A 15,137-nucleotide genomic window follows, 5' to 3' on the forward strand; every position below is an offset into this window, starting at 1 on the left:
TTAGAATTTTGCGCTCGAAGGCAGGTTCTTGAATTCCCCTAGCGCCGCCTCCAGCAGATAAAACTTTTTAGGATTCCACATCATGCAGTTGTCCAAGCGCCTCGTGGCCGAGCTGTTCGGCACCTTCTGGCTTGTCCTCGGGGGTTGCGGCAGCGCCGTCCTCGCCGCCAACTTCGCCGGTCCGGTGCATGGGCTGGGCATCGGCTTCGTGGGTGTTGCGTTCGCGTTCGGCCTCACCGTGCTGACCATGGCGTATGCCATCGGCCATATCTCGGGCTGCCACCTGAATCCGGCCGTGAGCGTAGGGCTGACCGTGGCGGGCCGCTTTCCGGCGCGCGACCTGGCGCCGTACATCGTCGCCCAGGTGATTGGCGCCGTGCTCGGCGCCTTCGTGCTGTCACTGATCGCAAGCGGCAAGCCGGGCTTCGACCTGGTGTCGAGCGGCTTCGCCAGCAACGGCTACGGCGACCGCTCGCCCGGCCACTACTCGCTGATGGCCGCGTTCATCTGCGAAGTGGTGATGACGGCATTCTTCCTGTTCGTCATTCTCGGCTCGACCGACAAGCGCGCGCCGGCCGGCTTCGCACCGATCGCCATCGGCCTGTGCCTGACGCTGATCCACCTGATCTCGATCCCGGTGACGAACACCTCGGTCAATCCGGCACGCTCCACCGGTCCGGCGCTGTTCGTGGGCGGTGCGGCAGTCGACCAGCTCTGGCTGTTCTGGGTTGCGCCTATCCTCGGCGCCGTCATCGCCGGACTCGTCTATCCCGCTATCGCGGCAAGCCGCGAGCCGCTCGACGCGCGCGCTGCACTGGCTGACTGACCGGCTGCGCAGACAGCATGACAAAGCGGGCGCTTCGGCGCCCGCTTTGCGTTTGGCTGCGTCAATGGCTGTGGGTTTGTCCTGCGCCTGATTCCACGTTTGATTCTGCATTCCCCTTGGCACGCGGTGCGGCCGGTCAGCCGCGGGACGTGAGGCCACTGCTAGAATCGTCCGACTTTCACACGGCTCGCAAAGAGGCTCCCGATGATCCGTTCCCGCCAGTTCCTGCACGGCGTTGCGCTCTGGCTCGCCGCTTCATGCGGCGGCGCCATGCTGTCCGCCCCGGCGCAAGCGGCCGGCAACCCGGTCGAGACGCTGGTGTTCGTCCGTCATGGCGAGAAGCCGGCTCAGGGTTTCGGCCAACTCGATTGCCAGGGGCTCAACCGCTCGCTGGCGCTACCCGCGGTAATCGCCGCCAAGTTCGGCAAGCCTGATGCGATCTTCGCGCCCGATCCCGGCCAGCAGAAGAACGACGGCGGCCGTCCCTATTACTACGTGCGGCCACTGGCGACCATCGAGCCGACTGCCATCCAGTTCCAGATGCCTGTGCAAACGCCATACGGCTATGCGCAGATCGACAAGCTCGGCAGTGCCCTGCTCGATCCGGCGTATCGCGACAAGCTGGTCGTGGTGGCATGGGAGCACAAGCTGATCGAAAAGCTCGTGCGGCAGATCGTGAGCAGCCACGGCGGCAACGCCGGTGAGGTACCCAAATGGCATAGCGACGATTTCGACAGCATTTATATCGTCAAGCTCGACTGGCGCAGCGGAGCGCCACGCGCGACCTTCGAGCACAGTGAGGAAGGCCTGAACGGCCGCTCGACGGACTGCCCATGCGCGGCACTGCCGCCGGCTGCGGCTTCGGGCGCGGCGCAGTAGGCGGTGCTCATACCGCCAAGGACGCCAAGAGCGCTGCGCGCGCTACCCGGACTTGAGCGCTATTGGCGCCAGCGGCCCATCACGACGCGAGTTCGTCACCCAGCGCGAACAGCTTGCGCAGATGATGCGCAACGCCCGCTTCGAAGTTGTTGCCGATGCGCGGCACATTCGGCAAACGCTTGATCAGATCGGGATTGGCGTTGTTCATCATGAACGGATGGCCGGCGGTTTCGAGCAGGTCGATATCGTTCATGTTGTCGCCAAACGCGACGCAACGGGCGGTTTCCACGCCCAGCCGGTCGAGCACGAACTTCAGTGCGCGACCCTTCGAGACGTTCGAGGTCATGACCTCCAGGCAGTCCGGCAGCGAGTAGGTGACGTACAGCGCGTCGCCGAACTCGCGTTGCAGGTTCGCCGCGACCGGTGCGAGGTCCGCAGGTTCGCCAATATATAAAGCCTTTGCGATGCCCGCACCGTCGTGCTGCTGCAAGTCCGTCACCTCATAGCTAAAGCCCGAATCCTGATGCAGGCGCAGCAGTTCCGGCGCGTCGCGGTCAATCAGCCATTCCTGATCGGCAAACAGGTTGACGATCACCCGGCCATGCGCGCCGGCAATTTCCGGCCGCACGAGGCGATGCACGGCCGCGGGTGGCAGATCGTCGGCGTAGATCATGGTGTCGTCGGGCGCGTGCACGCGCGCGCCGTTCGACGTGATCAGATAGGCGCGCACGCCCAGCAGGTCGCGAATGCCCGCCACGTCACGATAGTGCCGACCGGTCGCAATGACAAACTGCAGCCCTGCTGCTTCCAGCCGGCGCACCGTAGCAACGGTGAACGGATCGACCTGATGGTCGCCGTTGAGCAAGGTGCCGTCGAGATCGGTGGCGATGACTTTGTACATGGTGGGAGCAGCCCGGCAACGTCAAAGGCCGTATTTTAGCCTTGCCGGAAGCTTTCGCTTCAGCGCTTTTGCTGCAGTGCTTCCATTTCGGTACCGTCAACGCGCCGCGGGTTCCCGCGCGTCGGATCCACGCAAGATTTCACTCCGGTCCGGCGCTGGCCTCACATTGCCTACGCCCCAAGCCGCGCCGCTTCCTGCTGCGCGAGTTGCAGCGCCCCATGCGCGGAATCGGCCAGCGGTGCGCGTAACCGCGCCTGGAAGCGTTGCGGCACATAGTCGCGCAATGGCCCGCCGAGCCCCCCGCACAGGGCGACCGGCAACTGCGCCGAGGGGTCGAGAGCTTCGATGATCTTGCCGATTTCCACACCTGCTTTGGTGAGCAGGTGCGCGGCGAACGGATGACTGGCGTGCGCGAGGACGATGGGCGCGAGGCTCGCGTAGGCCGTCTGATTGGCCGAGCACAGCCACACGATCAGGCTGTCGCGGTCCTGCGCGCCCACCCGCTCAAGCAAGGCTTTGGCGAACGCATCGAGCGTTGCACGGCCGTCGAGCGCTTGCTGCGCATGCACGATCGCGCGCAAGCCGAGCCAGGCGCCGCTCGCCTCGTCACCTGACGGGAAGCCAAAACCCCCGGCGATCCGGCACTCCCCGTCACCGTCTGCCGCCGCCGCGATGCTGCCCGTGCCGAGCGCTACGATCACCCCGTGGGCGCCGCCATGCGCGCCGAGCAGCGTCGTGTAAGCGTCGCTTTCCACAGCCAGCCCCGCCAGCCGCGGCGCCTGCGCCCGGAACGCAGCGAGCCAGTCGCGATTATTGACCCCGGCCAGTCCGCAGCCGAGTACGCAACGTTCCCATTGCGGCGCAGCGTTGCCCAGGCCGGCCAGCTTGAACGCTTCGCTGCAGCCCGCCTGAATGGCCTGCCAGGCGCGCTCGATACCGAGGCCCAGCCCGGACGGACCGCCAGATGCCTGAGCGAGTTCGCGGCCATGCGCGTCGCCAAGCACGACACGGGTGCCGCTGCCGCCGCCGTCTATACCGATCAGAAAAAGGTCTGTATTCATCAGGGAAGAGCAAGTAGAGAGTTGCCGCACAGGGATTGCCGCATAGCGTGGCAGGTCCGTTTCAATCCGGCAACTGGCCGAACGGCCTAGTTGCGGCGTATCGGCGTTCCGATATGCTGGCAAAGCCCGGACCGACCGGGCCCTCCACACACATGACCATGCAGGAGCCGGAACGTGACACAGAGATGCAGTTGGGCATCGGGCGAAGCGCTCGCACACTATCACGACACCGAGTGGGGCGTGCCCTCGCGCGACGACCAGCACCTCTTCGAAATGCTCGTGCTGGAAGGCGCCCAGGCGGGCTTGTCGTGGTCCACCATCCTGAACAAACGCGCGGGCTACCGCCGGGCGTTCGCTGGGTTCGAGATCGACAAGGTCGCCCGTTTCACGCCGAAGCATGTGGACACACTCGTGCTCGACGAGTCCATCGTGCGTCACCGCGGCAAGATTGAAGCGGCCATCACCAATGCGCGCGCCGTGCAGCAGATCCAGGCGGAACACGGGTCGCTCGCCAATTTCATCTGGTCGTTCGTGGATCAGACACCGATCCAGAACGACTGGGCGTCCTATCAGCACGCGCCCGCCTCAACCGAAATCTCAGACGCGCTCAGCAAAGGGCTTAAGCGCTACGGCTGCAAGTTTGTCGGCACCACCATCTGCTATGCGTTCATGCAAGCGGTAGGCATGGTCAACGACCACCAGGCCGACTGTGACTGCCGCGCACGCTGCGCCGCCCTTGGCAAAAAAGGCCGCAACCGGAAAGTGAGCTGACGGACGGAGGGACGGGCGGGCAGGTGAGCTGGCAAGCGGAAATCAGGCGGCAAGATCGAACGGAGAAACCATACGGCAGAACACCGCCTCTGCCCGTGTGGTTTTCCCCACACTTCTCGAGCGAAATTCAACGTCTGCGGGAAAGTCCCGAGCGAGCCGGCACGGGCACGTGAGAGCCTTGCCCAGCATGGCTTTGCGGAAGGCCTGCCGGTTCCAGGGAGCGCCTTGAGGTGTCAAAATTGCGTGCTACGGAAAAGCACTGCTACGTTTTTACCGCCTTCAGTCGTTATAACAATTGAAGGGACAGCCGATGCACTCGAATAACCCATGAAGGAACCGCTGCACGCACGGCGCAGGGGAGAAACACCATGAAAAATCAAAACTTCCTGACGCATCAGGAGATATTCAATCGGGCCGTCAGCCACCTCGACAGCCAGGGGCGCACTGTCCTGCTGCCACGCGGCGGCGGCGCCTACCGGGGTTACTGCGGCGGCTGCCCGGTCGGCAGCTTCATCAAGCCGCGCGACTACATGACGGCGATGGAAGGCGTTCCGGTGCGTTACATAGGCAAGGCGCCGATCGAAGTGCCGGCCTATATGGACGTTGGCATTGCCGCCCTGAAAAAAGCCCTGCTACGCGCCCGCATCAATATTTACGACCCTGTCACGGTCGATCTGCTTAGCTGCCTGCAAAACGTGCACGACGTATTCGGCACGTGGGAATGGCAAGAGCGGCTGGTGTCGATCGCCCGTCAGTTTGGGCTATCCACGGCGCAGGTCAAGAACGCGGCGTGATCGCGCCCTTTCATCGGAATCAGGCAGCGGCATCAGGCAGCGGCGTCTAAAAACGCCGACTGAAGCGCCCATTAAAACGCCCACTAAAGCGTCACCTGAAAGCGCCCCAATTTTTCCCACAGAATGCAAAACGGCGGTGTGGCTTCTTACGAAGCTCACACCGCCGTTCGGCTGTGCTTGAAAAGCGTGCTTAGTGCAGCTTTTTCGGCAGTTGCTGGCTGCGCAGGCGCTTGTGCAGGCGCTTCACAGCAGCAGCCTTCTTACGCTTGCGAGCCGTCGTCGGCTTTTCGTACGATTGGCGTTCACGCAGTTCTGCGATCAGGCCGTTCTTTTCGATTGCGCGACGAAAGCGGCGGATCGCCACTTCGAACGGCTCGTTTTCCTTCAGAAGAATCGTCGTCATGTAATTCCTAACTAAATCGCTGGATACGGGTAATTGCGCGGCGGCGTAACCAGATACGCCACTCACGCGCCGGCCCTCCGGTCGTTTCGCGTCATGGACAATAACAGGCAAACGAAACCATGAACGAAACGAAAGGCAAAGCGGCCACGGAGGCCGGAAAAGAGAGGTGGGGAGTTCACCGCTGAACGCGGCCAGACGCACATCGCAAGCGCCGCGTCTGTTGCCATTTCGCCCGCCCAAGAGCGGACGAAACAGGCAAAGATCTCAATTCACTCCCGATGATATCAGGAAAATAACGTGCCTACCACCATTTTAGCCATTCCGCCAGGCACTTGCGTCACCCAGCAGACGCAGATCGGCCCCGGTCAGCATCAGGTGGACCGACGCAGCCAGGCTCTCGAGTTGCGCCACCGAGGTCGCACTGGCAATCGGCGCCGTCACGCTCGGCCGCGCAATCAGCCATGCCAGCGCCACGGTGGCAGGCGTGCTGCCGTGCTGGTCGGCGACCGTGTCGAGCGCCGCCAGAATCCGCGTGCCGCGCTCGTTCAGGTATTTTTCGACGCGGCTGCCGCGCGCGCTTTTGGCCAGATCCGCTGCCGAGCGGTACTTGCCTGACAGAAAGCCGCTTGCAAGACTGTAATACACCACCGCACTCAAATGCTCGGCCTGCAGCACCGGCTCGAGATCGGTTTCATAGTCCTCGCGGTCGTAAAGATTGTATTCGGGTTGAACGATCTGGTACTCGGGCAGGCCATGCTGGCGCGACACGGCCAGCGCCTCGCGGATACGCGCGCCGCTATAGTTCGACGCGCCGATCACCCGCACCTTGCCTGTCTCGATCAGGCGCTGATAGGCGCCCAAGGTTTCGGCGAGCGGCGTGTCGAGTGCATCTTCGTGCGAGAAATACACGTCGATATAGTCGGTTTGCAAGCGACGCAGCGAATCCTCCACCGCCGCCTGGATATTGCCGGCGGACAGTCCCTTGCGCTGCGGGTGCTTGGCCACCTTGGTCGCCAGCACGATCTGCTCGCGCTTGCCGCTCGCCCGAAGCCACTTGCCGAGAATGGTTTCCGACTCCCCGCCGTGGTTGCCGGGCACCCAGACCGAATACACGTCCGCCGTATCGATGAAGTTGAGGCCCGCGTCGACGAACGCATCGAGGATCGAAAACGAGGTCGCCTCGTCGGCGGTCCAGCCAAACACATTGCCGCCGAACATAAGCGGCGCGACCTGCAATTCGGAATTGCCAATTCTGCGTCTTTGCATGATTTCTCCAAGAAATTCGTCTCTGGAGACAAAAAGAATACGCCGACTTTTCAAGCTCTGCGCTCGCCCCCGGCGCTTGGCCAACAGGCGCCTTAAGCCACCTTTCGGATAGCCAGGCCGGTAATTCGAAGTAAAACAATTGGGTCCGAATTGAACAAAGTCCCTCAAGTTTTTTTTTCCTGCGCCGACATCCTGCTCAGAGGCGGCCAGCAAAGAACGAGTGCACCGCCCATGTCAACGTGGCAGTAACTTTAGGGCAACAGCCTCTTGGGAGATTTTCATGCTCAGCATCAACAGTAATATCTCGTCGCTGACCGCTCAGGAAAACCTGAACAGCTCCGGCAACGCACTCTCGCAAGCTATTACCCGTCTGTCCTCGGGCAAGCGTATCAACAGCGCAGCTGACGACGCAGCCGGCCTGGCAATTTCGACGACGCTGCAAACGGCCATCAACGGCCTGAACCAAGGCGTGTCGAACGCAAACGACGGCGTGTCGATGGTGCAAACGGCCAGCACGGGCCTGTCGCAAATCACGCAATCGCTGCAAACCATCCGTTCGCTCGCGAACGAAGCCGCGGGCGGTTCGCTGTCCGCAAGCAACCAGGCAGCGCTGCAACAGGAAGTTGCCCAGCAAGTCGCTGAAGTGAACCGTCTTGCTTCGCAAACCACGTACAACGGTATCAACCTGCTGAACGGTTCGGCTGGCCTGGTCACGGTTCAAGTTGGCGCGAACGTCGGTCAGACGATCAGCCTGAACCTGAGCCAAGGCGTGTCGGCAGCATCGCTGGGCAGCGGCCCGGTGCAGGCAGGCAACACGCTCGGTTCGATCACGGGTCTCGACCTGAACTCGAACGGCACGGCAAACACCTCGGGCGGCACGGGCGCGATCACCCAGATCAACATCCTGTCGAACGGCACGGGCGGCTTCATCTTCACCGACCAGAACAACCAGACGCTGTCGACGACGGCTACTGCCAACCTGTTCTCGGTTGCCGGCTCCGCAAGCGGCATCTCGACGATCTCGCTGGCAACGGGCGCAAACAACGGCCTGCTGGAACCGAACGAACTGTCCGCAATCAACACGCAGTTCAGCACGGGTGGCGGTTCGGCTGCATCGGCTGGCACGGTCCTCGGCGTTATCTCGGGCCTCGACCTGAACTCGACCAACGGTTCGGCAGCAACGGCAGGTACGCCGAACGCGATCACGTCGATCACGGTTGAATCGAACGGCACGGGCGGCTTCGAATACGTCGACCAGAACGGCAACCAGCTGTCGACGACGGCTGCAACCAACCTGTTCACGAGCACGACGGCTGGTATCACCGCGTTCAACGGCGCACAAACGACGATCGGTTCGACGACGGCAGCTCAGGCTTCGGGTTCGGTGCTGGCAAGCGTCAACACGAACAACGTTCCGACTTCGGTGGCGAACGTGAACGTGAGCACGACGGCTGGTGCAAACCTGGCGATGGAAACGGTCGACAACGCACTCGCAACCATCAGCAACATCCAGGCAACGCTCGGCGCCGCGCAAAACCGTCTGACGGGTATCGCAACGTCGCAGCAAGCTGAGTCGACCGACCTGTCGAGCGCACAATCGCAAATCACGGACGCGGACTTCGCACAGGAAACCGCTAACCTGAGCAAGGCGCAAGTGCTGCAACAAGCTGGTATCTCGGTGCTGGCACAAGCTAACTCGAACCCGCAGCAAGTTCTGAAGCTGCTGCAATAAGGTAGAGTTCGGCAGTAAGCGCGGATGAGCCCCAGGCAGCGCGAACAGCTCATCCGCGTCTTAAAGAATGACCGGGAGGCTCGTCCTCCCTTAGTGCATTGCAGACCAGCCCCTAACGAAGACACCTGTCGCGCGGTCGCGACCCCGTGTGGAGTTTTTCATGTCAACGATTTCCAGTAGCACGTCGTCCCTCTCGTCGTCGGCAGCCGCAGCGGCCGCCGAAGCGGCAGCGCAGTCTGCGTTGCAGGAGGCAGGACAGTCACTGATCGCGGGTTCGACAGGCAACTCGTCGCTGGATGTTCAATCCATCGTGACGGCGCTCGTCAACTCCAAGGTCGCGGGTCAAACTGCCGCGCTGACCACTGAAGCGACCAACGACAACACCCAGATTTCCGCCATCGGCTCGCTCTCGGCTGCGCTGTCGTCGCTGCAGGTCGGACTCGCGCCGCTTTTCAACGGCACGCTGCAGTCCACCTTCAGCGCCACCCTGAGCGGGACGGGCATCACCGCCAGCGCCGCGAGCGGCGCCGTGGCCGGTTCGTATTCGATCAACGTCAGCCAGATCGCACAGGCGCAGAGCATTTCCTCGGGCGCCTTCACGAGTGCGCAGTCAAGCTCGCTCGGCACCGGCAACCTGACGATCTCGGTGGGCAGCAAATCGATGCAGCTCGCCGTCACCTCGACGAACGACACGCTGAGCGATATCGCCTCGGCCATCAACAGTTCGAGCAGCAACCCCGGCATCTCCGCCACCGTCGTCAACGGCTCCGACGGGCAGCATTTGGTGCTCAGCTCGACCACCACGGGCGCGGCCAACACGATCACGGTAAACGTCAGCAACGTCGCGAACGACAACGGGCTCTCGAGCCTCGGCGTGACCTCGACGCAAGGCACCACCTCGAGCGGCGCTTCGACCATCGCGTCGTCGGGCAGCATTGCGTGGACCCAGACCACGGCAGCCCAGGATGCGCAGTTCACGCTGAACGGTACGAGCGCAGACAGTGCCAGCAATACGGTGACGTCGGTGCTGCCTGGTGTGACGCTGAACCTGACCGCGGCCGCTGTCTCCAGTTCGAGCAGCAGCTCCTCAGCGCAAACGCTGACGATCGCGCCGAACACCGCGACCCAGGTCAGCGACATCGAGACCTTCGTGTCCGATTACAACGCTGTCGTCAGCACGATGAGCAGCCTGTCGTCGTTCAACTCGAGCGCCGCAGCCGGTTCGCAAGGCGGCCCGCTGCTTGGCGACTCGATGCTCAACCAGATCCAGAGCACGCTCGGCAACATCGTGAGCGGCAGCGTCAGCAACTCCGGCGTGACGGCAGCCCTCTCTTCGCTTGGTATTACGCTGGAATCGAATGGCCAGTTGTCGGTGGATTCGACCACGCTCACCAGCGCGGTGCAGAGCAACCCGACCCAGGTCGCCGCCCTGTTCAATTCGACCAACGGCATTGCGGCGCAACTGAACAACAACATCACGACGTTCACGCAGACGGGCGGTATCATCGATATCCGCACCAATCAGTTGACGGCGGACCTGCAAAGCGTGACAACCCAGTCGAACGCGCTGACCACGTACACGCAGCAACTGACCTCGCAGTACAACGCAGAGTTCACGGCGCTGAACAACCTGATGGCGACGACCAACAGCAACTCGCAGTATCTGACGCAGCTGTTCGGCGGCGCCAATAGCGCGGGCGCGCTGGCCAAGAACTCATCCTGATGGGAAGGCTGAACATGACTGAAGAACGCGGCGCAATCAATCAGACTGAACTCGTCACGCGCGTATTCGAGCTGACGAAGGCGATCGAACATGCTGCCAGCCTCGCCGACTGGCAGCGCACCGCTGAGCTCGTCGAGGAGCGCTCGCCGCTTCTGATGTCGATTGCGGCGGAGCAGGAACCCGCCGCGCTCGAGATGATTCGCTACATTCAGTCCGTCGACAGCGAAACGCTCGCCAACGCGCAGCGCTCGCAGGCCGAGCTGGAAACGGAATATCGCGCCGCGATGGACCGCACCCGGGCGGCCGGCCAATACCACCGCGTCGCGCTGCTCTAGACGTCCCCGGCTTGCCGCGCCGGCAAGCCGCTTACCGTTTCACACAAAAATAACACGCCGAAGTACAGGCGTGCTCGTTCGACTCCGCCCGCTTTTGCGGGCTTTTTTTTGCCCGCGTTTTCTTGTCCGGGCCGCGCGCCCGCCCCTCCCGAGGGCCGAACAGCAAGGGAATCAGGCCTTTACTCGCCGAATCGCCCATAGCACGACTCGCTAGACTATTCGAAGCACAGTGCGTCCGCGCTTCGGCCTCGCTCGGCCCGGTGCGCCCGGCAGGCGCGCGGCCCGGTTTTGGCCGCGAGCGCAGCCGGGCACGGCCTGAACCCGCCCCGTGGCAGCCGCCGCGCCGCACTGCGCCTGGAACTCGGCCTCGCCGACGACGCACGTGCTGTCGTTGATGACGAGCAGTTCGCCTTACCGCTGTTCGTCCAAGCACACAAGGGAATTCATGACTACCGACGCCGACCTGCAACAGGCTGTCAGCCATCATCAGGCGCAGCGTTTTCCGGAAGCGGAGCAGCTTTACCGCAACATCCTGCTGGCCGATCCGGATCACCCCGACGCCAATCACAACCTCGGGATTCTCTCGCTGCAGATGAAGCAACCGGCCGCCGGCCTGCCGTTTCTCAAGACCGCCGTGGCGGCGGCGCCGGAGCGGGTGCAATACTGGTCGGTGTACGCCGAGGCGCTCGTCATGAGCGGCCAGCCGGACGAAGCGCAGCGGGTGCGCGAGCAGGCCGGGCAACAGGGCCTCAGCTTGCCTCCGCTAGTGGCAGGCGACGCCGCGCCGGTGCAGGAACAAGCGCCCACCCCCGGCGAAATGGAGAATCTCGCCAGGGAATTCGTCGCCACCCTCGAAACGCTTTCGGACAAAGGCCTGCACGACAGCGCCGAAGCACTCGCACGGCAGATGCTCGCGACCTTCCCCGACAACGGCTACGCGTGGAAGACGCTCGCCTACGCCTACCTGCGGCGTGGCGATCTCGCCGGCGCGCTGGCGCCGCTTGAAAAAGCAGCCGCGCTGGCGCCGCGCGATGCGGAACTGGGCCACCATCTGGGCGCCGCCCGCGCCATGCAGGAAGGGCTCCAACTGGACGAGCGCGGCGAATTCCAGGAGGCCGGCAAGCGCTATCAAGCGGTGCTCAACGTGTATCCGGACCATCCGGCTGCCAACCATAAGCTGGGCGTGATCGGTATCCGGCTGCTGCAGCCCGAGGCGGCGATTCCGTACCTCGAACGCGCGATCGGCGGCGATCCGAACCAGCTGCAGTACTGGGCCAATTACATCGACGGGCTGTTGCAGGCCAATCAGTTGAAGGCGGCGTGGATCGCGCTGGAAATGGCGCAGCAACGCGGCCTCGCCGGCCCGGCCATCGACAAGCTGATCGGCATCATGACGGTGGTCTCCACCCAGCCGACCAACAAGGTGTCACGCGCCGAACTGGCCGCGGCGGACGCATCGGCGGCGGTTTCTACGGGCACGGCGGCCCCGGCAGCCGCCCCCGTGGCCGCACCGGCAAGCACGCCGGCCCAGCAGAACAAACCGGCTGAACCGGCCCATGCCGCCCCGCCGGCCACGGCCGCCAAATCCGGCAAGTCTGCCGCGCCGGCCGCCAAAAAGACGCCGGACCAGAAGGAGATCAACGAGCTCGGCGGTCTGTTCAACACCGGCCGTGTCGAAGAAGCGGTCGCCAGCGCCCGAGAAATGATCCGCCGCTACCCGGAGCACGGCTTCGGCTGGAAGGTGCTGGTCGTGGCACTGCATCGCCTCGCCCGCTATGACGAGGCCTTCGAGCATCTGCCGACGGCACATGGCATCTGGCCGGACGACGTCGATATCCTGCAGATCGCGGCCAGCATCCTTGAGTCCAAGGGACGCCACGAGGCGGCGGAAACCGCCTGCCGGCGCATGCTCGAATTGTCTCCCGATCGCCCGGAAGGCCTGCGGATTCTCAGCATCATCCTGCAGGCCACCGGCCGGCTCGACGAGGCCGAACAAAGTGCGCGCCGCTCGATCGAGCTCGACCCCAAGGCCCCCTTTACGCCCTGCTCGCTCGGCGTCACGCTGATGCAGCAAGGCCGGCTGGGCGAAGCCAACGTGATGTTCCGGCACGCGCTCGAACTCGATCCGAACTTCGAGATGGCGTACAACAACCTCGTGTTCTGCATGACGCACAACGAGGAAATCGCACCCGACGAGCTGTTCGCCGAGCATCGCCGCTTTGCCGAGCGCTTCGAAGCGCCGCTCAAGCCCAACTGGCCGCAGCACACCAACAGCCGCGACCCCGAGCGCAAACTGCGGATCGGCTTCATTTCCGGGGACTTCTGCCGTCACGCGGTAGCGAGCTTCCTCGAACCGGTGCTGATGCATCTGTCGCTCGACCCGAAGCTGTCGTTGCATGCGTATTCGAACACCTATCTCGACGATACGATGAGCGAGCGCCTGCGCGAGCTGTTCGGTCACTGGACCAGCGTCGTGGGCCTCTCCGACGAGCAGGCCGCCGAGAAGGTGCGCGCCGACGGCATCGACATCCTGATCGATCTGGCCGGCCACACCGCTCACAACCGGCTGCTCACGCTCGCGCGCAAACCGGCGCCGGTGCAGGCGACATGGATCGGCTATCCCGGCACGACCGGTCTCGACTCCGTCGACTACTTCCTCGCCGATCAGTTCTGGGTGCCGTCCGAGCAGTTCCGCAACCAGTTCAGCGAGAAGATCGCCTATCTGCCGGCGGTCGCCCCGTTCCTCGCCGACAAGCTGTGCCCGCCGGTCAACGGGCTGCCTGCGCTGCACAACGGCCATATCACCTTCGGCAGCTTCAACCGGATGGACAAACTGCGCCGCGACGTGATCGCCCTGTGGTCGCGCCTGCTGCGCGAGGTGCCGAACTCGCGCATGGTGATCGGCGCAATGCCGCGCGACGGCGGTCTCGGCAAGCTGGTCGAGTGGTTCAGCGAGGAAGGTATCGCCCGCGAGCGGCTCGACTTCATGCAGCGCTCGAGCGTGCCGGTTTATCTGCAGCAGCATCACCGGGTGGACTTCTGTCTCGACAGCTTCCCGTTCTCCGGCCTCACCACCGCTCTGCATTCGCTGTGGATGGGCGTACCCACCCTGACACTGCCGGGCGAGACGGTGCCGGGGCGCAGCGGCCTGACCGCGATGTCGCACGTCGGCCTGGAGTCGTTCGTGGCGCACGACAAGGACGATTTCGTGCGCAAGGGTGTCGAGCTTTCGCAGGATCTGACGGCGCTCGCTGTACTGCGCGCCGGCATGCGCGAGCGTTGCCAGCAGTCGCCGGTGTTCCGCCCGGAAGTGATCGCCGTGAGCGTGACAAGCGCGCTGCGCACCATGTGGCGGCGCTGGTGCGAGGGCCTGCCGGCGGAGTCGTTCGAGGTGCCGGCGGTTGACGTCGCAGCGGCCGCAACGCCGCACGCCCCCGCCCCCGCATCGAGCCAGCAGCCGGCCCCGGCCCTGGCCGTCGCGGCGGCTGCTCCTGCCGCCGCGGAACCGCTCAATCTGAGCCTGGTGCGCGGATGACACCCGCTCCGATCGAACACCCGTGATCCAATGAAACCTATCCGATTCGTCTGCGGCACGCGGCGCACCCCCGAGCAGTTCTCCAACGAGACCGCGCTCGGGCGGTCGCTGAAGCTCTACAACCACTTCAAGCACGCGCAACTGCATCTGTTCGACAACAACGCCCGCGGCCTGTCGACCATCTACAACAACGCGATCCAGTACGCGGAGCAAAACCCGGCGATTCTCGTGTTCGTGCACGACGACGTCTGGCTGCAGGACTTTTTCTGGACCGAGCGGATCTACGAAGCGATCGAGCGTTTCGACGTGGTAGGGCTCGCCGGCAACACGCGCCGTTTGCCGCGTCAGCCCGCCTGGGCCTTCGCGACACCCGACTTCAAGTGGGACGACAAGCAGTTCCTGAGCGGCACAGTGGGACACGGCAAGGGCTTTCCGTGTGAAATCGTGTCGTCGTTCGGCCCGGCCGGCCAGGCCTGCAAGCTGCTCGACGGCCTGATGCTGATTGCCGACAGCGCGAAGCTGATCGAAAGCGGCCTGCGCTTCGACGAACAGTTCACGTTCCATTTCTACGACATGGATTTTTGCCGCCAGGCTGAGCTGAAAGGCCTGAGCATGGGCACCTGGCCGCTTGCCGTGGTGCACGAAAGCGGCGGCGCTTTCAACTCGCCCGGCTGGCGCGACGGTTACCAGCGTTATCTGCAGAAGTACGGCGAATGAAAGGCCTGGGCTTAGGGGCGGTGCGCGGTTTCAAGCCTGCGCTCGTCGTCTGCCTGGGCACGCTTGTGGCCGCACGGCCGGTAGCGGCCCCGTTCAGGCGTGAATTGGGACGGATTTTGGGCTCTGTTCCGCCGAATGTCGCCGCCCGCGGTCCGTACACTGCCTGATATCACCTCTTAAAAGGTCTGTTGCAC

At 63.7% G+C, this 15,137-nt stretch carries 13 protein-coding genes; 9 read left to right on the plus strand and 4 right to left on the minus strand.

Annotated elements, in window-relative coordinates; genetic code table 11:
• Positions 1–82 precede the first annotated feature (82 nt).
• Both aqpZ and FFS45_RS31410 read left to right on the plus strand, forming a co-directional pair.
• Positions 83–826 carry an aquaporin Z gene (gene aqpZ / locus FFS45_RS31405; protein WP_137958536.1) on the plus strand — a complete coding sequence of 248 codons (744 nt, stop codon included), beginning with the start codon at positions 83–85 and terminating at the stop codon, positions 824–826.
• A 204-nt stretch (positions 827–1,030) separates the two neighbouring features.
• Positions 1,031–1,705 (plus strand): histidine phosphatase family protein, encoded by a 675-nt coding sequence (locus FFS45_RS31410; protein WP_137958537.1) that lies wholly within the window; start codon positions 1,031–1,033, stop codon positions 1,703–1,705.
• Positions 1,706–1,784: 79 nt separating this feature from the next.
• On the opposite strand, the gene FFS45_RS31415 is transcribed toward FFS45_RS31410, so the two are convergent.
• Entirely contained in the window at positions 1,785–2,606 is an 822-nt protein-coding gene (locus FFS45_RS31415) for a Cof-type HAD-IIB family hydrolase (RefSeq protein WP_137958538.1), read from the minus strand.
• A gap of 170 nt (positions 2,607–2,776) precedes the next feature.
• A complete protein-coding gene (locus FFS45_RS31420; protein ID WP_137958539.1) occupies positions 2,777–3,667 on the minus strand; it encodes a BadF/BadG/BcrA/BcrD ATPase family protein in 891 nt (296 codons plus the stop codon).
• 174 nt (positions 3,668–3,841) lie between these two features.
• Between FFS45_RS31420 and FFS45_RS31425 the strand changes: the two genes are divergently transcribed.
• Together FFS45_RS31425 and FFS45_RS31430 are read left to right on the plus strand one after the other, a co-directional pair.
• Positions 3,842–4,438, plus strand: a complete 597-nt coding sequence (locus FFS45_RS31425) for a DNA-3-methyladenine glycosylase I (protein ID WP_137958540.1) — start codon at positions 3,842–3,844, stop codon at positions 4,436–4,438.
• A 368-nt stretch (positions 4,439–4,806) separates the two neighbouring features.
• Complete coding sequence (locus FFS45_RS31430) at positions 4,807–5,232, plus strand: hypothetical protein (protein ID WP_137958541.1); 426 nt, start codon at positions 4,807–4,809, stop codon at positions 5,230–5,232.
• A 190-nt stretch (positions 5,233–5,422) separates the two neighbouring features.
• Here the strand turns inward: FFS45_RS31430 and rpsU are convergent, their stop codons facing one another.
• Together rpsU and FFS45_RS31440 are read right to left on the minus strand one after the other, a co-directional pair.
• Positions 5,423–5,635, minus strand: coding sequence for a 30S ribosomal protein S21 (gene rpsU / locus FFS45_RS31435; RefSeq protein WP_074262890.1), 213 nt, complete (start codon positions 5,633–5,635; stop codon positions 5,423–5,425).
• Between the two features lie 312 nt (positions 5,636–5,947).
• Positions 5,948–6,901, minus strand: coding sequence for an aldo/keto reductase (locus FFS45_RS31440; RefSeq protein WP_137958542.1), 954 nt, complete (start codon positions 6,899–6,901; stop codon positions 5,948–5,950).
• Between the two features lie 280 nt (positions 6,902–7,181).
• Between FFS45_RS31440 and FFS45_RS31445 the strand changes: the two genes are divergently transcribed.
• The 5 genes from FFS45_RS31445 (at position 7,182) to FFS45_RS31465 (ending at position 14,943) form a co-directional block, all read left to right on the plus strand.
• Positions 7,182–8,633, plus strand: coding sequence for a flagellin (locus FFS45_RS31445; protein ID WP_137958543.1), 1,452 nt, complete (start codon positions 7,182–7,184; stop codon positions 8,631–8,633).
• Positions 8,634–8,793: 160 nt separating this feature from the next.
• Positions 8,794–10,356 (plus strand): flagellar filament capping protein FliD, encoded by a 1,563-nt coding sequence (gene fliD / locus FFS45_RS31450; protein ID WP_137958544.1) that lies wholly within the window; start codon positions 8,794–8,796, stop codon positions 10,354–10,356.
• Positions 10,357–10,370: 14 nt separating this feature from the next.
• Positions 10,371–10,691 (plus strand): flagellar protein FliT, encoded by a 321-nt coding sequence (locus FFS45_RS31455; protein WP_137958545.1) that lies wholly within the window; start codon positions 10,371–10,373, stop codon positions 10,689–10,691.
• A 445-nt stretch (positions 10,692–11,136) separates the two neighbouring features.
• Positions 11,137–14,226: a tetratricopeptide repeat protein gene (locus FFS45_RS31460; protein ID WP_171029807.1), complete on the plus strand. Its 3,090-nt coding sequence runs from the start codon at positions 11,137–11,139 to the stop codon at positions 14,224–14,226.
• Positions 14,227–14,256: 30 nt separating this feature from the next.
• A complete protein-coding gene (locus FFS45_RS31465) occupies positions 14,257–14,943 on the plus strand; it encodes a glycosyltransferase (RefSeq protein WP_137958547.1) in 687 nt (228 codons plus the stop codon).
• Positions 14,944–15,137 lie beyond the last annotated feature (194 nt).

The sequence above is a fragment of the Burkholderia sp. 4M9327F10 genome (assembly GCF_005503145.1).
GTDB lineage: Bacteria > Pseudomonadota > Gammaproteobacteria > Burkholderiales > Burkholderiaceae > Paraburkholderia.